The sequence below is a fragment of the Anabaena sp. FACHB-83 genome (assembly GCF_014697485.1).
Lineage (GTDB): Bacteria > Cyanobacteriota > Cyanobacteriia > Cyanobacteriales > Nostocaceae > Nostoc_B.
Genome location: NZ_JACJRY010000001.1, coordinates 69,300 through 88,504 on the forward strand (window position 1 = coordinate 69,300; position 19,205 = coordinate 88,504).

Sequence of the window (19,205 nt, forward strand, 5' to 3'; positions counted from 1 at the left end):
AAGGGCGAACAGACTTCAAACTTCAGCCTTTTTCTTCTAACTCATAACTTATCATTCAACAATCCCTAAGAGTCCGCTTGTTTGCTACCTTCTGGTAACAGTTGTAGGAATTTGTCAACATCTGTAAAGGCAGCTTTGTAGTTACTCAAGGCAACTAAACTATTGCCATTACTAGCTGCTTGATCAACTTTAACCAAGTGGTTCAGTAAATCTTTGGTGATTTGACGGGCTGCGGTTTGGTCTTTGGGTAAAAGATGGGGAGTGATGTAAGTCATGGTCAGCCTAGCTTCTGCCATTGGGCCATGAATAAAGTTACCCACCTTAATCCACTCATTTTTTTCGATGAGGTTTTGGAGTTCTTCTGCGCGATCGCGCACAGTCTGAACTTCAGGCAGATATTCCTGAATTTGAGCAATTTGATCTGCTGTATAAGTTGGAGGTGCAGATACGACCCCAGGGCCACCACAACTAATAAGAAATGTAGCCAATAATACCAGAATGATTGAGAAAATCGAGCGTTGACGCGCCATAAACTGAACTTAACTTTTTTTAACGTTTGCCAGCTAACAGTGTAATTTTAGATCGCCAAGGTAATTTCTCGTTCTAGCAAGTAGATGATTTTGCGGAAAATTCTCAGATTTTTTTTAGACTGATCTAACGTCAGCCACTTTTCTAATTTATTTAAGTATAATTGCTCATATAGCAATAATTTCATACTTCACACTTAATCAATTGTTAAGAAAAGGCAATTTTATAGTTGCGAAATTTAAAACGTCTTGATAAGCTGAAACACTAATAAGATAAGCCTTCTGGCGGTTTTCTGTCGTCACATTCCCCTTAGCTGACTCAACTATTTAGGAGTGTTTTTTCGTGAACGCAGCTGAACAGGCAACTAACCTTGAACTCGCCAGCAAGATTGCTACGGTAGTTAATTTATTCAAACTCCAGTTCCCCGATGCGAAATCGGATTTGAAACCTTGGCAGAATGACCCAGAAACCAGAGAATTAGTTGATCCAGATTCTATAGACATTGGCTTTCACTTTCCTGGAATCAGCAAATCCTGGCGGAGTCGGAGTGTTTTGATTCAAATTCGGTTTCATCAAGATCCGATAACAAACTTACGTCGGGCAATTGGTATAGAAGTAGCAGGATTTGATCATCGTGGCGAGGCTTGGCGACTTTCGACAGTGGAAAACTGGAATTTTGTGGGCGAGTCTCTCCCTGCTGCACAAATTGGCGAACAACTCAAACAATTTTGTCGGCAGATTTTAGAACTGTTTAATGAGAAGTCTGAAGTGTGAATTATGAAGTGTGAAATTTCATTCTTTAACCTTCAGACTCATAACTTTCAGCACTTACTAAACGACTCCCGCCTGAAATACTTTCCCAATGACTTCTTCTATGGGCGGTTCTTTCACTTCTAAATCGATGACTTCTAGTTCTGACAAAATTTGAGATACGGTACGAGTCAAAGCTGGTTGCTCTACCATAAAACATACTGCTCGCCCGTCTACAGATTGCACATCCCCATAAGACTTGAGCTTTTCTCTTGATAAAGGCTGGGCTAACTCTACGTGAACTTCTCGGTATGGTGCGAAGCGTTCTAACAGTCCATCTAAACTACCGTCATACATCAGCTTTCCTTGGTGAATTAATAATACTCGCTGACATAAAGCGGTAATATCAGCCATGTAGTGACTAGTTAATAATACGGTGGCTTGATAACGCTGATTATAGTCGCGCAGAAAGTCTCGCACTGCTACCTGAGCATTCACATCAAGTCCCAAAGTTGGTTCATCAAGAAACAATACTTGCGGACGATGTAAAAGTGCTGCTAACAGTTCTGCTTTCATTCGTTCACCCAAAGATAGCTTGCGTACTGGTTGAGTCAGCTTTCCTTGGAGGTTTAGCATTTCTGTTAATTCTCTTACGCGGTGAGAAAATTCTTGGTCAGAAATGTCGTAAACAGCAGCATTAATTTTTAAAGAATCTATTGCGGGTAAGTCCCAGATTAATTGCTGCTTTTGTCCCATCACCAAGGTAATTTTTTGCAAAAATGCTTCTTGGCGTAAAAACGGGATATGTCCAGCTACTCTCACTGTCCCACTACTAGGATGAATCAGACCAGTGAGCATTTTGAGTGTGGTAGTTTTTCCAGCACCATTCGGCCCTAAAAATCCTACTACTTCACCAGGGGTAATTTCAAAGGAAACATTTTCAACAGCTTGAATTGAACGGTAGGTGCGGCGGAAAAAGTGAGTAATTGTGCCAGCGAGACCTGGTTCTTTAATCGCCACCGGATAAGATTTACTTAAATTCTCAACAAAAATATGCGGCATAAAATTTATCTTAAAACCTTCCTGAGACGATTTCAGCCACAAACATAGTCCTAACTTATGCTTCAACTGCTATATATAGACCAATTATCAGCGTGCATCCGCGTTTATCTGCGGTTTTAAATATTGATCAGTATTATCCTTGAGGTTGGTAAAGCCAAGGTAAAGCAAGTTAACTAACGCAAACGCCCCGATCGCAAAATACTAATAATCAACCACAATCCTAATAAACTGGCGGCGGCAAATAACACACTACTTAAAACCGATAGTTGCGGTGTCTGGGCTTTGGTGGAAATAATTGCTGCTCCCATAATCAGTGAACCTACTAGAATACTGAATGAGAGGCGATTGGCTGCATCATCCATTGTGCGCCGTACACCATCTAAACCATGCAAAGATAGATTCCAACGTAATGTTTCTGATGTTACACGGTCGAGTAAAAGTTCAACTTGTCGGGGTGATTGTAATGATAAACTTTTGAGGTCAAGGGCAGTACGCAAAAGCGATCGCACTGGATTTTCCCCGACTAATTGCCGACGAAACAAATCCGTAATTAAGGGCTTCACCTCATCAAACAAATTAATCTCAGGATTAAATGCCCTAGCCACACCTTCTAAATTAGCTAGGGTTTTAGCATACAAGCCCATATTGCTGGGCAATCTAATTTTATTGTTGCGGGCGACTTGCAAAATTTCATAAATCACTTGACTAAAATTCATCTCCGTCAAGCTGACATTATGATATCTCCGCAACATGCGATCGTAATCACTTTCCAGCCGCGCCACAATTACAGGCTGTGCCGAATCGGATAGTTGCAAAGTTAACTGAGCGCATCTTCCTGCATCTAAATCCACGATCGCCAACAACATTTCTGTTAAAATCTGCTGGGTACGGGGATCAAGTCTGCCTACCATCCCACAATCTAAAATTGCTATCCGACCATCTTGCAGATAAAATAAATTTCCGGGATGGGGATCAGCATGAAAAAAGCCATCCAGGTATAACTGCTGAAAAAATGCTCTAAATAGTAAAGTAGTTATATCTTTACGTTGAGTGGCAATATCTTTACCATTATTACCACTGGTCAACTTTGCCGACAGTAAAGGTACACCATCCAACCACTCCATCACTAACAATTTCTCTGATGTCAGATGCCAGTGAATTTCCGCCACGACAATTTGTTGCGGGTCAAACCAACGACCTTTCGCTAAATTCCGGCGTAATTGATCTGTAAAACCTGCTTCTCTTGTGAAGTCTAACTCTGCTTCTAAAGCCTTGGTAAATTCTTCCGCAATTGATTTAATTTCATAAGTTTGCCCAAAATCAGTCCGCGCCACTAAATCAGCGATCCCCTGAATTAAAGCAATATCTTGGGCAATAGTCGTATCAATTCCTGGACGTTGGACTTTTAAGGCGACTTCCCGACCATCAGCCAGTGTAGCGCGATGAGTTTGGGCAATTGATCCCGCCGCAACTGGTACGGGATTAATCTTGGGAAAAACTTCTTCTAGGGGAAGTTTTAACTGTTTGCGGATGACTACTTCTATTTCTGACCAGGGAACAGGCGGTACTTCGTCTTGCAGTGTTGACAGTTCCTCAATGTAAGCAGCACTGAGTAAATCGGGACGAGTCGATAATAACTGACCAAGCTTGATATAAACAGGCCCCAAACTTACCAAAATATTTTTCAATACTGCTGGGGTAGGTAGCTGGGGTTCATCAGCTTTGCCACCAGTTAGTAGCCTTCGCATATAATCCCAGCCATTCCGAAGCACCACTTCAATAATTTCTCGTTGACGAGGAACAGTTTGAGTTAGGAACATGATGGTAAACAACTGCAAGAACGCAGAGAATTTAAAGGGGTAGACAACAGGGAATTACAATACAGCCAGAGCTAGTTTTAGTTAAGGTTTTACTGGCTAAAGCACAGTCTTGAAATCTTTTTTGGGATGATTTTACAACTTCTATCAAGCTTTGCTCACTTAACATTCTTTTAATATAAGTAGAACAAGATTCTCCACCATGTAATTGCCGATGGGGACAAGCAAAGCCTTTCACTGGAGAAATATATCTTTGATAAGCAGTGATAGAGTGAATTGCCATTGTCTTGGCCAGAGGCTCAAAGCTTAGAGTTTGCATAACTGTCAGTAAAAACAACAGACAGTCAAGTTATAATAAGAAAACTAGCTTTTAAGCCTCTGTCAAGGGTTTTAACTTTGATAATTACAGTAGGTTTGTAAAGCGGGGGTCATCTTGCAGGATTTTGAGAACCTGTTTAATTTCTTGGGTGCGTTCTTTATTAACGATGAGGGTAACATTGCGATCGCGCACAATGACCACATCCTCTAAACCAATAGTAACAATTACATCCTCTGGATTAGTAGCATAAACAATCGCTCCTTGCGTATCTAAACCTAAGTGGGTAGCTAATTCTACATTGGGGTTCTCTTCCTTTTTTAATAAACGTTCGATCGCATTCCAATCTCCTAAATCATCCCAACCAAAATCTACCGGGAGGACGTATGCTAAATTGGTTTTTTCCATGAGTGCATAGTCTATACTCTTTTTAGGTAATTCAGGGTAAATATCAGGGCCGTATTGTTCCAGAGGCTTTATGATTTCTGGAGCATGGGTGTAAAGTTCCTCAAGAACAACCCCAGCCCGAAAGACAAACATTCCACTATTCCAGCTAAAACGTCCCGTAGATAAAAAAGTTTCTGCTAACTCACGGTTGGGCTTTTCAGTAAAGCGGTTGACATGATAAGCTGGCAACTCATTAAAGCTACCAATCTTTTCACCTTGTTCAATGTAGCCGTAACCAGTTGATGGAAAAGCAGGCTTAATTCCTAAAGTAACAATCGCTTTGGTGCTTGTTGCTAGTTGAGTAGCAGCCTTTAATGTGTCAGTAAACGCCTTTTGGTCAGCTATCCAATGGTCAGCCGGAAAAAAGCCGATAATTGCGTCTTCTCCATAACGTTTTTTAATTTCTAAACTTGTCCAAGCAACGGCGGCGGCAGTATCCCTTCCTTCTACCTCAATGAGTAAGTTTGGCGATGGCAGTTCGGGTAACTGTTGGCGTACACCTCCAGCTATCTGGCTGGAAGTAATCACCCACAAAGAATCCCAACCGTCTCCCAATGGGAGCAACCGATCCGCAGTGGCTTGCAGTAAACTTCTGGAACTACCATCTAAACTTAAAAATTGTTTAGGACGGTCTTTGCGACTCAGAGGCCAGAAACGCTCACCTTTGCCACCAGCGAGGATAACGGGGAACAAGGAACTATTCATGTTGTCATACACACCTACGCAAGAACACTACAAGTTTACTGTGAGCATTTACTCTGGCAAGATTTGTAGCTTGCATTAACATAACTTTTATGGAAGTGGTTGAGTGGGGAGAAAATTGTGATTAGAGAAGTTCAATTATCTGAAAGTGAAGTCAAGTCTCAGCAAATACCGAATTTAGACTTGGAAAGCAAACCAGGTCAAATTCAACGCATTGAAACTCAGGGAACGCTGCAAACCCTCACCGAGACCAGCACAGAATCAGCAACTCAAGAAGCATCAGCCAGTTCCACCCGCACTGTTGTCGAGTCAGTCAGTGCTATTCCCAACGAACTGTACGACAGATTGGGCTTAAGTATGCCCCGGTGGCTACTGTGGATACTGACAGTAGTAATGGGGGTAATTCTTTCTGGTCTTTTAGTTTCCACCTTGGCGCTGTGGACTCCCTTATGGAGCAATTTAGATAAAACCGATGAGGAACTCGGTTTCGCTGGTAAAGAAGAGCAGAAAGTTCCTTTACCTGGGGAATTATGGAGCAAAATTTCCCAATACCAGCTATCCCGCCCCATGAATATTTTGATTATGGGGATTGAGCCAGTTAACGGTGCTGTTGATGGTTCACCAGAAAGTTTTGCTGGCAAAAGCGACACCATGCTTTTAGTCAGGCTCAACCCCAGTGATAAATCTATTCGGGTGCTTTCCATTCCCAGAGATACGATGATTGCGATCCCCGAAAAAGGGTTAACCAAGCTATCAGATGCTAATCCCCAAGGCGGGCCAGTATTGGCTGCTAGAGTAGTCAGCCGTACCTTAAACAATGCGCCCATCGACCGTTACATTCGCATCTCTACCAGTGGCTTAAGGCAATTAGTGGATCAGTTGGGTGGGGTGGAAGTATTTGTACCTAAAGCAATAGAATACCATGATAGTAGCAGCCAATTGAACATTAATCTAGTCAGTGGCTGGCAAACCCTTGACGGCGAACAGGCAGAACAATTCGCTCGTTTCCGGGAAGATGGATTAGGGGATTTACCGAGAGTACAGCGTCAACAAGCACTACTAAGTGCATTGATTCAACGCCTCAATAGTCCTACTGTCGTACCGAAATTGCCCCAATTAACCCGCATCATGCGGAAGTATTTTGATACCAACTTAAAGATAGAAGAAATGATGGCTTTGGTGAATTTCTCCGTGAATGTAGAGCGGGATAATTTCCAAATGACCACTGTTCCCGGTACTTTCAGCCGTTTCAGTCAAGATCCCAATAGCTATTGGCTGAATCTGACTGGACAGTCAAATCTCTTGAATAATTATGTTGGGGTGGATGTACCTGGACTCAAGCCAGATACACGTCCAGTTTCTAACCTCAAAATTGCTATTCAAAATGCTTCTAATCAACCACAAGTTACGGAAAAAGTTATTGCCTATCTCAAAGAGAAAGGCTTTAAAAATATTTACACAACCTCAGATTGGCCTGATAGCCAGCGTCAAACTCAGATTATTGTCCACAGAGGTAGCCGACAACCAGGAATTGAGTTACAAAAAATCTTAGGTTTGGGTCAAATTGAAGTGTCAACAGCTGGAGATTTGGAATCAGATATCACAATTCGGATTGGGAAAGATTGGAAATAGTCAAAAATTATTGGTCAAGAGTTATTAAGCATTTGTGAATATTTGCTTGACTCTTGACTATCAAGCTATGAACAAGATTGGGCGAAAATATTGAAGTTTTCTACAATCAAACTTCACCCAGTTTTCATAACTCAGTAAACAGGTGCGTAAAGTTATGAAAAAGATTTGGCAAAAATTGTTAAGTTTAATTGTCATTTTCCTTTTAGCTGGCTTGTGGCTAATACTGAGTCCAAGACCAGCTTTTGCTCAAATTAATACCATCAACTACAGCAATACCAATTTAGAAAACCGTGACTTCTCCAATGCTGATTTAGTTGGTGTAACTTTTGTGGCTGCGGAAATGCGGGGGACTAATTTCCAAGGCGCAAATTTAACCAATGCTATTTTCACCAAAGGAGTTTTATTAAAGGCGAATTTAGAAAGTGCAAACTTAACGGGTGCTTTAGTAGACCGGGTAACGTTAGATGGCGCTAACTTAAAAAATGCCAATTTTACAGAAGCTACTTTAACCCGTAGTCGTTTTTACGATGCTGATATTACTGGCGCGGATTTTACAGATGCGTTAATTGACCGCTATCAAGTTTCATTGTTATGTGAAAGGGCGACTGGGGTAAATCAAATTACGGGAGTGGCGACACGCGATAGCTTGGGTTGTCGTTAAAGAGTTGTCAGTATTCAGAATACAGAAGTCAGAAGCGGTCAGAGTATGATGACTCAGAGTCTAAAACTATGAGAATCTCTGTCGAGGAAAACCTAGAGTTAGCAAATTTTCTGGATTCTGACTTCTGACTCCTGAATTCTGACCAAGAATTTAATCATGAGAACAGGGAAGTTCAATGAAAAATTCGGTTCCTTTTCCGGGGGTCGATGTACATTTAATTTGACCTTGATGTTTTTCGACAATGATTTGGTGACTAATAGATAAACCTAGTCCTGTACCTTTACCGGGTTCTTTGGTGGTAAAGAAGGGGTCAAAAATATGGGAAGTGACATCTTCAGGGATTCCCAGACCATTATCAGCGATTTTGATGATTACTTGGCGATCGCTCTTTTGAGTGCTGATCCAAATTTTTAAAGGTACTCTGGGACAGTTGGTTGAAGCTTGTAAATGCTGATTCCAGATAACTTTAAATTTATCTTCTAAAGCGTCAATACCATTACTCAGAAGATTCATAAATACTTGATTTAGTTGTGCAGGATAACATTCTACTAAAGGTAAAGTGCCGTATTCCTTCACCACCTCAATCTGAGGACGCGCCCGATTTTCCTTGAGGCGATGTCCTAAAATCAGTAAAGTACTATCCAATCCCTCATGAATATTTACAGCCCTTAAATCAGCTTCATCAGTACGAGAAAAATTCCTCAGTGACAATACAATTTCTCTAATTCTTTCTGCGCCGACTTTCATGGAATCTAGTGTTTTTGGCAAATCTTCGATAATAAATTCCAAATTCTGCTGATCTATTTTTTCTTTAATATTTGGCAAAGAAGAATTATATTGACGGTAAATCTGCAAAACATTCATTAACTCTTGAGTATATTCATTTAAATGAATCAGATTACCAAAAATAAAACTAACAGGGTTATTAATTTCGTGAGCGACACCAGCGAGTAATTGTCCTAATCCTGCCATTTTCTCGCCCTGAATTAACCTTGCTTGAGTCTGCTTTAGCTCACATAAAGTTTGAGTTAATTCTAGAGTTTGACGTTTGGTTTGTTCCAATAATTCTGCTTGTTGAATAGCAACACCTAACTGCACGCCAACTTGTGCTAATAAATTGATTTCCTCATCTTTCCAATAACGTGGTTGAGAATTTTGATAAGCAACTAATAATCCCCATAATCTTTCGCCTTGGCGAATTGGCACAAAAGTTTCATTACGTGGTAACTTATCATCTTCATCTGTGTCTTCAAAGGTGGCTAAAACCAGTGGATTAACTTGTGTTAAAGGTTTCCAACCATCTTTAAAAGAATCAGCCACAAATTTACCACTCCAATCAGCATTAAAGCGATATATGGCTACCCTCTCTACTTTTAATAACTCGCGTACAGCTTGAGTAGTGGTTTTAAAAATAGTTTTGACATCCAACGACTGGCGGATTTTATCAATAGTCTCAGCTAATAACTTTTGCCGTTCCATTGATTTTTCTCGCTCGTTAGCCTCAGCTAATTGGATGGCTTGAGTTTGAACTTTTTTTAAATATGAATCTTGTTTTAAAGCAACTCCTAGTTGTTCCGCTATTTGGCTAACAAACTCAATTTCTGAATGTTGCCATTGACGCGGATTTTTACATTGGTGAATACATAATAAGCCCCAGAGTGTACCTTCTTGTAATAGAGGCGCGACTAAATTCGCCCGGACTTGAAATTTTTCCAGAATTTCTACATAACAAGAGGGAAAATTGCCTTGATAAATATCAGTAATAGCATTGACTCTACCTTGAGCGTAAAGGGGTGCGAAGTTTTCGCCAAAACAATGATCATAAACTTTATCTGCTACTGCTGAAGGATAACTATGACTCACGTCATCATAGATAAATTCTCCTTCCCAGTTTTTTTGCTGATCAAACCGAAAAACTCCTACACGGTCAGCTTGTAGTAATTGTCTGACCTCTGTGACAGAAGTTTGAAAAATTGTATCTAAATCTAAAGATTCCCGAATGCGAGTAATAATGCTGGTTAAAGTCTTTTGCTGATTAGCTTGATAGCGAGCTTCGTTTAAAAGTTTGTTGTGTTGTAAAGCTACTCCTAAGTTTTCAGCAATTTGAGACACAAATTCGATTTCTGAAGGTTGCCAATTTCGCGGTTTATCACATTGATGAACACATAATAAACCCCATAATTTTCCCTGTTTTAATAGCGGTACGATTAAATTAGCCCGGACTTGAAAATTTCCTAAAATTTTGGTATGACAAGGACTTAAGCCAGCATCATAAATATCAGCTACGGCTTGGACTCTGCCTTGTTGATAATGCACTGCAAACTGTTCACCAAAACAATAGTCATAAACTTTCGCAGCAACAACAGATTCCCAGCCGGCGGTAACATCTTCTGAAATAAATTCTCCTTCCCAATCTTTTTGCAGATCAAATTTAAAAATAGCCACTCGATCTGCTTGTAGCATTTGCCGCACTTCAGTCACGGTAGTTTGAAAGATAGTTTCTAAATCTAGGGATTTACGAATACGTGTAATCACACTAGTTAATGTTTTTTGTTGTTCTGCTTGGGCATTAGCTTTAGCTAGTAGTTCATAGTGGCGCAAGGCTACACCTATTTGTGTCCCAATTTTGCTCAATGATTCAATTTCATAAGGCTGCCATTGTCTAGGGGTAGAATTTTGATATGCAGCGATAATTCCCCACAATTTTTCACCTTGGATAATGGGCGCAGTTGCAAAAGCTTTGGCCTGAAATTGTTCTAATAAAATCACATGACAATTGGTTAATCCTGCTTGATAAATATCGTTGGCGCTAAAAGTTTGGTTGTGAGCATAACGTCCGCCTTGGGTTTGTTGTAAATAAGTATCGTTAATTACAGGTTGAACATTAACTAAAGGTGTCCAACCTTCAACAAATGATTCAGCAACAAACTCACCACTCCAATCAGGATTAAAGCGGAATATAGCAACGCGATCGGCTTCTAAGAGTTGGCGGATTTCTTGGGTAGTACTTTTAAAGATGCTGTCAATGTCTAAAGAGGGACGAATTTGATCAACAATTTGCGCGATTACTTGATCACGCTGGGCTGTCTGTGCCAGTTTTGTTGCTTGTAGTTGAACTTCTTGCAGATGACTAGCTTGTTGAATTGCTATGGTGAGATGATCAGCAATTTGGCGAATAAATTCAATTTCAGCATTTTGCCATTGACGAGGTTGACTACATTGATGAATACAAATTAATCCCCATAATTCTTGGTTTCTTAATAGAGGAACAATCAGGTTAGCACGGACATTAAATCTACTTAAGATTTCTCTATGGCAACTACTTAGTTCATCTACATAAATATCTGCTACTGCTTGTACTTTGCCTTGTTGATAATCAGCCGCAAATTGTTCACCAAAACAATGGTCGTAGACTTTTGCTGCTAAAGCTGATGCCCATTGATCAGCAACATCTTCAGCCACAAATTCTCCTTCCCAGTTTTTTTGATGATCGAATTGAAATATGGCTACTCGATCAGCTTGCAGTAATTGACGTACTTCTTTGACGGTAATTTTAAATATTGTTTCTAATTCTAAAGATTCTCTGATTCTGACTATGACACTAGCGAGCGTTTTATGTTGTTCTAATTGTTCTTGTAGTTGATTATTTGACAAGACAATTTCTGGTTCTGTGAGTGTTGATTTGGCTTCCATATTTTTAAATGTGTTGTTTATCAGTCGAAAAACTTTAATACTCAATACTTCCTGATGGGGAAGACCGATGAGATATAACATCAAGTACTAGGTTGCCCACTTTTGACAGATAATCAACAATAAATGTGCCAAGTTGAGAATTTAGCTAAATATTGGGGAAAGCAATTTATTTAAATGAGTGACAATTAGAAAAATCCTGGATTTTGTGAGGGGAAGGGTAGAAAAATTTAACTTATATGCACAAGAACTTATGAGCGTGTCAAAGTCAGAGAAGGAAACCTTTTTGATTCATGGCCATAGCAGTCCTAGTTGAGAAATAGACAAAAGGACAAGGAAGACAAGGTAGAGAGATGTTTGTACATCATTTAGGATTGCTATATGTAAATGGTTTGATTTAAACTGCGGGTTTCTCTAAAAATTGACCTGACAGATGGCAAGATTTCAGGTTAAATATTGTCAGATATGCACTCTGCAAGAGTTGTCAGGTATTATTCGTGACTAATCAAGAACAAAAATCATCTCGTTCTTTCGCTGGGATTGCTGGCATTGTTGCCGCAGCCACATTAATTAGTAAAGTATTTGGTTTGATCCGACAGCAAGCGATCGCAGCTGCTTTTGGTGTTGGTGCAGCTGCTACTGCTTATAGCTATGCCTATATTATTCCTGGTTTTTTATTGATATTACTGGGTGGGGTGAATGGGCCGTTGCACAGTGCTGTTGTGAGTGTTTTAGCCAAGCGCAAAAAAGAAGAAGCAGCGCCAATGGTGGAAACAGTGACAACATTAGTGGGGGGCATTTTGTTATTAGTAACGTTTGCCCAGGTTTTTTTAGCAGATACAATTGTTGATATTGTCGGTCATGGTTTGGATACAACCACAAGAGCGATCGCTATCCAACAACTGCAAATCATGGCACCGATGGCTTTATTTTCAGGATTAATTGGCATCGGCTTCGGTACCCTAAATGCGGCTAATCAATATTGGTTACTTTCGATTAGTCCCTTATTATCAAGCGTTACCGTAGTTGTGGGCATTGGGATTTTGGCTTTGCAACTGGGTAAAAACATTACTCTGCCAGAATATGCCTTTATCGGCGGGATGGTGTTAGCTTGGGGAACCTTAGCAGGTGCAATTCTTCAGTGGGTGGTGCAACTAATTGTGCAGTGGCGGTTGGGACTAGGAACACTGCGGTTGCGGTTTGATTTTCAAGCCCCTGGTGTTCAAGAAGTCATTAAAATTATGACTCCAGCAACCATTTCTTCGGGAATGATGCCGATTAATGTGGCTACTGACCTTTATTTTGCTAGTCCAATTCCTGGAGCGGCGGCTGGGTTTAACTATGCGAATTTGCTAGTGCAAACACCTTTAGGGATTATTTCTAATATTATTTTGTTACCTTTATTGCCAATTTTCGCCAAACTAGCAGAACCAGAAAATTGGCCAGATTTAAAATTACGCATTCGCCAAGGTTTATTACTGACTGCCTGCACTATGCTACCCCTGGGCGCTTTGATGGTGGTGTTGTCTGTACCAATTGTGCAGATAGTATATGAGCGTGGTGCTTTTAAACAAGATGCTACAAAGTTAGTTTCTTCGTTATTAGTTGCTTATGGAATCGGGATGTTTGTTTACTTGGGGCGGGATGTGTTGGTGCGGGTATTTTACGCTTTGGGTGATGGACAAACACCTTTTCGCATCAGCACTTTTAACATTTTGCTAAACATTGTATTGGATTATTTTTTTGTACAACCCTTTGGCGCACCGGGTTTGGTGTTAGCAACTGTGGGTGTGAATTGCAGTTCAATGTTAATGCTGTTATGGTTGCTAGACCGCAAGTTAAATGGTTTACCTTGGCGTGAGTGGAGTGTGCCGATTTTTGGTTTATTCGGTGGGAGTGTGGTGACTGGGTTTGTCAGCTATGGGACTTTATTTGGTTTACAGCAGTTGTTAGGTACAACAGGTTTAATAATTCAGTTAATAGAATTATCAATTGCTGGTTTAGTCGGTTTAGTTGTGTTTGGTGCGATCGCTTCACTTATGAACATCCCCGAAGTTAATAGTTTGGTGATTAAGATGCGCCAGCGTTTCTTCAAAAAATAACTCTGGTTCTTGTTCACCCAACTGGGTGAAGGATTTTTCACCCACTCGGCTACCTGAGTGTAGGAGGGTAAAAAGAGTTAAAAAAGCGACCATAGTAGTAGAGAGTACTGCACTCAACTCTAGTGGAGAGAAACTTATGAAACTCAGAACTTTAACTACTTCTACCCTTGTAGTTGCTTCTATTGTCCTCTCAGCTGGAATTGCTGCTGCTCAAACTGCTGGTACTAACGGTAGTTACATTGGTGCTGGTGTTGCAGCAGGGGCTACTAGTGGTGGACAAAGAAATGATGATGCTCAATTTGGTGGTAATGTCCAAGGACGTTATGCCATACCTAATGCACCTGTATCACTGCGAGGAAGCGTGTTATTTGGTGGTGATACAACTGCCTTTATGCCGATTTTGACTTACGATGCTGCGATCGCCAAAAATACTAACGTTTATGTAGGTGGTGGTTATTCATTTTTGGCTAATGAAGGTCACAACACTCCATTAGGTAATCGCAACGCACCTGTAGTCACCTTGGGTTTAGAATCGGAAGTTAGCAAAAACGTTATTGCCTATGGTGATGCTAAATGGGGCATTGACGCTTATCGAAACAGTGATGCTGATGCTGTTAGCTTCCAAGCAGGATTAGGCTATCGTTTTTAGGAAGTATAACAAGACCTACACAGTACGACGAAAAATCAAAGGTTGAGATGAGAGGTAGAGTATACAGCGTATTTTGGGTAAACGAGGTACAAGCGTAAAACCCAAAACTATGTAGAGACGTTACATGTAACGTCTCTACATGATTTTACGAATAAGTTAAGGCACTAATGTCCCTCGTACTGGAATTCCCAATGTAGTAGCACAACGACGAGCCGCTAAATCATCTAGAATTACTTCCATACCAGGATTTGCATAGCCCCAAGTTAATCCCGGATTTCTCACCACACCTTTCAAAGCCTGTGCAGGGGAGCAGGGGAGAATGAAGGTACTCTCTCCCCTGCCCCTCCGCACCTCTGCCCCTCTGCCCCTCTGCCCCATCAAACGCCTGAAGCTTGTGAGAAATGCGGGTTAATACGGCTGATTCACCTTGACCTAAATCCCAATTCTGAATCACATTTGGAACTGGTGGTGTTTCTTGTACAATCAACTAATCAGTATTTTTGAGCGTCACGGCTGTTACGTCGGTTTCTCCATATTCTTGAATTTCGCCAGCCACAGCTGACGGCACAATAATAGATGGACTAATTAGCAGCAAAAAATCTACAAAGCCGCCCTTAGTCAAAAAAATTAGTGGAGATGTGTTGATAGCAGTCAGTTCAGCCACGGTTCAACTCACGCTGTAAATCATCAAAGTCAACAGCAAAAACATCTACTTGTTCGCGGGCTAGGATGGCTAGAAAGTCGCGGCGGTTTAAACCAGCAACAGACGCTGCTTTCTCCATTGATATTTCTTGCTTTTGATACCAGTAGATAGCAGCAGCAAGGCGCATATCCTGTACAAATTCTTCTGGAGAAAGGCGACGGGCGCTAAATATTTCTTCTGGTAAGTTAATTGTGACTGATGACATAATTATGTCCTAAATTGCTGCTGTTTTCGCTGCATTCAGCATATCAATCATTTTCATCAACAGCTAGTAGAAATGGTTTAGAATTGAGTTCTTCTAGTATATTTTCGCAAAACTATAGTTCACAAAACCATTTATTTTGATACCTACTACCTGCTGAATTATACCGTATCATTCCTTGACAGTCAGAGGTAGGCGTACTGTAAAGGTTGAACCTACTCCTGGCTGACTTTTCACCGAAATTTCACCACCCATCATCTGACAAAAATGACGACTGATAGCTAAACCTAGTCCAGTACCACCATATTTCTTAGTGGTGGAATTATCCCCTTGAATAAAAGGTTGAAATAACTGTTGCTGTTGATGATGTGTCATTCCAATACCTGTATCAGCAACAATAAACGAAATTATGCCGAAGGGAGAGTCTGATAATAAGTTGGGTTTTTCACTTTTAACAGTGAGGGTGACTTTGCCGTTAGTCGTAAATTTAGACGCATTGCTTAACAAGTTTAAAAGTACTTGTCGCATTCTTGTCTGATCGGCATACATTGTACCTAGCTGTTCATCATAGTCTACTTCTAAAATGTTGCCATTTTTTTCAATGGAAGGCTTAATAGTCAATACCAGATTATTAACCAGATTGGCAATTTCAAATGTCTCTGGATAAAGAGTCATTTTCCCCGCTTCAATTTTGGATAAGTCGAGGATGTCGTTAATCAATTCTAATAAGTGTCTACCTGCGGAATTGATTGTTTCTAAATCGGTAATAAAGTCTCCCGATAAGTTTAAATCGGTAGCGTCATCTTGCAGTAATTGGCTGAGTCCAATGACTGCATTTAAGGGTGTACGTAATTCGTGGCTGACGTTAGCTAAAAAGACACTTTTAGCTGTGCTGGCGGCTTCGGCTAGTTCTTTTGCTTGTTCTAGTTGTTTTGTGCGTTCTGAAACTCGCTCAATCAAACGATTTAATGATTTTGCTAATAAGCCAATTTCATCTTCGGTGGTGACGGGGGCGCGTAAATCAAAGTTAGATTTGCGGGCTACTTGTTCGGCGACTTGAGTCACTGTAATCACTGGTTCGGCGATCGCTCGACTGGTGCGCCATGCGATAATAGCTGCGATCGCTACCGACACCAGCATACTCACCATCACAATTAATCTTTCAACCCTTTTTGCCTGTTCTACATCTATCTGTCTATCTTGTTCTTGATTTTCGGCAGTTTGTAGAATATTCGTTAATTTTTCCGAAAGACTCTCTAATTGCATGGCTGTTTCACCACGCATAATTTTTAACAACTGCTCTCGGACTACAACAATTTTTTGGGGTTGTAGCGGCTGTTTCTCTGTTTTTTTTAAGACCGCTTCTATTTGGTCTACGTATGATTTTAAATTAATCGTATAATCTTCCAATAAAGCCTGTAAATTAGCACTGGTCGCTGCTAATTGCATTGGCTTTTTTTCGATAAAATTGTCAATTTTTCGTTCTAAATCTTCAGCTCTATTAACATTCTTTAAAAATTCTGTTTTTTTAGTGAGCAGTTGTTGAGAATCTTCTAATACTGCGACTAAATTAGAACTATGTAATTGCGCCCCAACTACGGCATTTTTATAGTTAGTTAGTAGTTGGCGTTGTTCTTGAGCTTGATTAAACTGCCTAATTTCTCTTCCTCGGTAGTAGTTGGCAATTACCAGACCAGTAAGTGAGCCAAAAAAACCAATACCAATAGCTACAAAGTAGCCATAGCCAATTTTTTGATGTATCCGCCAAGAACTAGCTTTGAGTTTCCCACTGGAGGGAAATTCGATTGTGGGCAGTTCTTCGCTTGATGAATCTTTGGCTGGCATTTTTTTGCTTTCTGAATTACTATCAATTGGGTTAGGCTTGTGAGTTTGCATACCTCAAATCTCCTCGCCCTTCCGCAAAAATCGCCACATCAATTCCATCTTTAAAATTAAATTAACTGGTGATTAACACCTACACAATTTTTTGTAAGAAGCAGCGTAAATAATTATTCTTTAAATAATTGCCATGACTTCATTGTATTTAGGTGATTTTGATATGAATGTATACAAAAACACTGAAAAACGATAAAATCCCGTGTTTACATATAATCAATACGTTTTTATAGTAAAGCTTATGCTGAAATTTTATCTTTAGGGTTAGGGTTTTTGAAACCTAGTTAATATCAGGGATATTTTAACTACTAGATACACTGTACTTATTTTTAATCTTGTCTTGTACGATGGAAATACTTAAATGCCAGACAGATTAATTCATCTCGCATCTTAACATCGATCAGTAGGATTCTCAAATAATTCTGGAAAGGATTCTCAAATAATTTTGGAATTTGGATAGCCTGGATACTAAAAAACCTCTGCCTTGCTACTCAAGCAATAGGAAGACAGAGGAATTTATATATCAGGCTTACGTAAAGGAATAGTCTATGGAGACTGGGTGGAGGGGTATGGGAGTGAAAGGGTGTATTTGTACCCTGCACCCCTGTACCCAGTCTTTACAGAAAATCTTTGTGCATAAGTCCTCAGATTACTAGGCGATCGCAGTTGAGCGCAACTGAGTAACTGCTTGCTTCAACAACTCGGCCTTGTCGGTTTGTTCCCAAGGCAAGTCTAAATCATTCCGTCCCAAGTGACCGTAAGCCGCGATGTCCTGATAAAAACGTCCGCCTCTTTCACTTGGTAAGTTACGTAAGTTGAAGCTATGAATAATTCCTGCTGGACGTAGTTCAAAGTTTTGTTTGACTAATTCCAACAAAATTTCATCATCTACTTTGCCAGTTCCAAAGGTTTCTAGGAGAATACTAACTGGTCTAGCTACACCAATCGCATAACTCAACTGCACTTCGCATTTTTCTGCCAAGCCAGCAGCTACAATGTTTTTGGCTACATAACGCGCTGCATAAGCCGCAGAACGGTCTACTTTTGTGGGGTCTTTGCCAGAGAAAGCGCCACCACCATGACGGGAATAGCCGCCGTAAGTATCAACAATGATTTTTCTGCCTGTTAAACCAGAGTCACCTTGCGGCCCACCAATCACAAATTTACCCGTGGGATTGACTAAAAAGCGAGTTTCTTGATCAGGCTTGATAGTAATATCACTAAAAACAGGCTCAACCACTGCTGTCCAGAGGTCTTGCTTGATTTTAGCTTGCACTGCGGCTTCATCAGTGATTTCCCCAATTGTAGCTGTGTGCTGTGTGGAAATCAGGATAGTGTCAATGCCTACGGGTTTACCATCTTCGTAGACTACGGTTACTTGAGTTTTACCGTCGGGACGCAGGTATGATAATTCGCCTGTTTTGCGGACTGCTGCCAGTCGGCGGGCAATGCGGTGTGCCAAACTGATGGGTAAGGGCATCAGTTCTGGAGTTTCGTTACAAGCAAAGCCAAACATGATACCTTGGTCGCCTGCCCCAGTGGTATCGAATAGTTCCTCACTATCCTGTTGGCGGGTTTCATGGGCAACATTTACACCTTGGGCAATGTCAGGTGATTGTTCATCCAATGCTACAATCACGCTGGTGCTGTTAGCAGAAAAGCCATTATCTGCATCAACATAGCCAATTTCAGCAATTTTTTTGCGAGCTAGATGCACATAGTTGACATTAGCCTTGGTAGTGATTTCACCAGTAATTAATACTAAGCCCGTATTAACTACTACTTCCGCAGCTACGCGACTGCTGGGGTCTTGTGCCAGTAAGGTATCAAGAATCGTATCTGAAATTTGATCGCAGATTTTATCTGGATGGCCTTCAGTTACTGACTCGGAGGTAAATAAATAGCGTCTAGACAAAGAGATTTCCTCCTATGGTAGTATAATCACTGACTAAATACTTTATTTAGTTCAGCTAATTATTTCTAGAATCATATCAATCTTGACACATTCCGTAGTGAGTGTATTTTTATATTTTTAAAAAGAGATAATC

Annotated in this window: 17 protein-coding genes; 5 read left to right on the plus strand and 12 right to left on the minus strand. The window is 40.5% G+C overall.

The features are described 5' to 3' along the window. Positions 1–65: 65 nt before the first annotated feature. A complete protein-coding gene (gene psbQ / locus H6G79_RS00335; protein WP_190587868.1) occupies positions 66–530 on the minus strand; it encodes a photosystem II protein PsbQ in 465 nt (154 codons plus the stop codon). Between the two features lie 47 nt (positions 531–577). Beyond that, entirely contained in the window at positions 578–715 is a 138-nt protein-coding gene (locus H6G79_RS00340; protein ID WP_190587869.1) for a hypothetical protein, read from the minus strand. 155 nt (positions 716–870) lie between these two features. Here H6G79_RS00340 and H6G79_RS00345 point away from each other — a divergent pair, with 155 nt between their 5' ends. After that, a complete protein-coding gene (locus H6G79_RS00345; protein ID WP_190587870.1) occupies positions 871–1,302 on the plus strand; it encodes a hypothetical protein in 432 nt (143 codons plus the stop codon). Between the two features lie 57 nt (positions 1,303–1,359). On the opposite strand, the gene H6G79_RS00350 is transcribed toward H6G79_RS00345, so the two are convergent. The 4 genes from H6G79_RS00350 to H6G79_RS00365 all read right to left on the minus strand — a co-directional run bounded on the left by H6G79_RS00350 (position 1,360) and on the right by H6G79_RS00365 (position 5,625). Then, positions 1,360–2,340, minus strand: a complete 981-nt coding sequence (locus tag H6G79_RS00350) for an ATP-binding cassette domain-containing protein (protein WP_190587871.1) — start codon at positions 2,338–2,340, stop codon at positions 1,360–1,362. A 173-nt stretch (positions 2,341–2,513) separates the two neighbouring features. After that, positions 2,514–4,160, minus strand: a complete 1,647-nt coding sequence (locus H6G79_RS00355; RefSeq protein WP_190587872.1) for an AarF/ABC1/UbiB kinase family protein — start codon at positions 4,158–4,160, stop codon at positions 2,514–2,516. Between the two features lie 31 nt (positions 4,161–4,191). Beyond that, complete coding sequence (gene yidD / locus H6G79_RS00360) at positions 4,192–4,476, minus strand: membrane protein insertion efficiency factor YidD (RefSeq protein WP_190587873.1); 285 nt, start codon at positions 4,474–4,476, stop codon at positions 4,192–4,194. Between the two features lie 84 nt (positions 4,477–4,560). After that, positions 4,561–5,625, minus strand: a complete 1,065-nt coding sequence (locus H6G79_RS00365; protein ID WP_190587874.1) for a mannose-1-phosphate guanylyltransferase — start codon at positions 5,623–5,625, stop codon at positions 4,561–4,563. 117 nt (positions 5,626–5,742) lie between these two features. Here H6G79_RS00365 and H6G79_RS00370 point away from each other — a divergent pair, with 117 nt between their 5' ends. Both H6G79_RS00370 and H6G79_RS00375 read left to right on the plus strand, forming a co-directional pair. Further along, the gene (locus H6G79_RS00370; protein ID WP_190587875.1) at positions 5,743–7,254 is read left to right on the plus strand and encodes an LCP family protein; all 1,512 of its coding nucleotides are present in this window, start codon (positions 5,743–5,745) and stop codon (positions 7,252–7,254) included. Between the two features lie 154 nt (positions 7,255–7,408). Beyond that, positions 7,409–7,915, plus strand: coding sequence for a pentapeptide repeat-containing protein (locus H6G79_RS00375; RefSeq protein WP_190587876.1), 507 nt, complete (start codon positions 7,409–7,411; stop codon positions 7,913–7,915). A gap of 150 nt (positions 7,916–8,065) precedes the next feature. On the opposite strand, the gene H6G79_RS00380 is transcribed toward H6G79_RS00375, so the two are convergent. Beyond that, positions 8,066–11,608 (minus strand): GAF domain-containing protein, encoded by a 3,543-nt coding sequence (locus H6G79_RS00380; protein WP_190587877.1) that lies wholly within the window; start codon positions 11,606–11,608, stop codon positions 8,066–8,068. A gap of 494 nt (positions 11,609–12,102) precedes the next feature. On the opposite strand from H6G79_RS00380, the gene murJ reads away from it, so the two are divergent. Then, positions 12,103–13,707 carry a murein biosynthesis integral membrane protein MurJ gene (gene murJ, locus H6G79_RS00385; RefSeq protein WP_190587878.1) on the plus strand — a complete coding sequence of 535 codons (1,605 nt, stop codon included), beginning with the start codon at positions 12,103–12,105 and terminating at the stop codon, positions 13,705–13,707. A gap of 136 nt (positions 13,708–13,843) precedes the next feature. Continuing rightward, positions 13,844–14,356, plus strand: coding sequence for an outer membrane beta-barrel protein (locus H6G79_RS00390; protein ID WP_190587879.1), 513 nt, complete (start codon positions 13,844–13,846; stop codon positions 14,354–14,356). A 156-nt stretch (positions 14,357–14,512) separates the two neighbouring features. Here H6G79_RS00390 and H6G79_RS37210 read toward each other — a convergent pair whose 3' ends face one another. The 5 genes from H6G79_RS37210 to metK all read right to left on the minus strand — a co-directional run bounded on the left by H6G79_RS37210 (position 14,513) and on the right by metK (position 19,072). Continuing rightward, on the minus strand, positions 14,513–14,641 hold the full coding sequence (locus H6G79_RS37210; RefSeq protein ID WP_277877189.1) for a hypothetical protein: 129 nt from the start codon (positions 14,639–14,641) through the stop codon (positions 14,513–14,515). A gap of 202 nt (positions 14,642–14,843) precedes the next feature. Then, positions 14,844–15,020: a hypothetical protein gene (locus H6G79_RS00400; protein WP_190587880.1), complete on the minus strand. Its 177-nt coding sequence runs from the start codon at positions 15,018–15,020 to the stop codon at positions 14,844–14,846. After that, positions 15,013–15,264 carry a UPF0175 family protein gene (locus H6G79_RS00405; RefSeq protein WP_190587881.1) on the minus strand — a complete coding sequence of 84 codons (252 nt, stop codon included), beginning with the start codon at positions 15,262–15,264 and terminating at the stop codon, positions 15,013–15,015. Before H6G79_RS00405 ends, H6G79_RS00400 begins: the two co-directional genes overlap by 8 nt. 168 nt (positions 15,265–15,432) lie before the next feature. After that, complete coding sequence (locus H6G79_RS00410; protein ID WP_190587882.1) at positions 15,433–17,157, minus strand: ATP-binding protein; 1,725 nt, start codon at positions 17,155–17,157, stop codon at positions 15,433–15,435. A gap of 652 nt (positions 17,158–17,809) precedes the next feature. Continuing rightward, positions 17,810–19,072: a methionine adenosyltransferase gene (gene metK / locus H6G79_RS00415; RefSeq protein ID WP_190587883.1), complete on the minus strand. Its 1,263-nt coding sequence runs from the start codon at positions 19,070–19,072 to the stop codon at positions 17,810–17,812. Between the last annotated feature and the right edge of the window lie 133 nt (positions 19,073–19,205).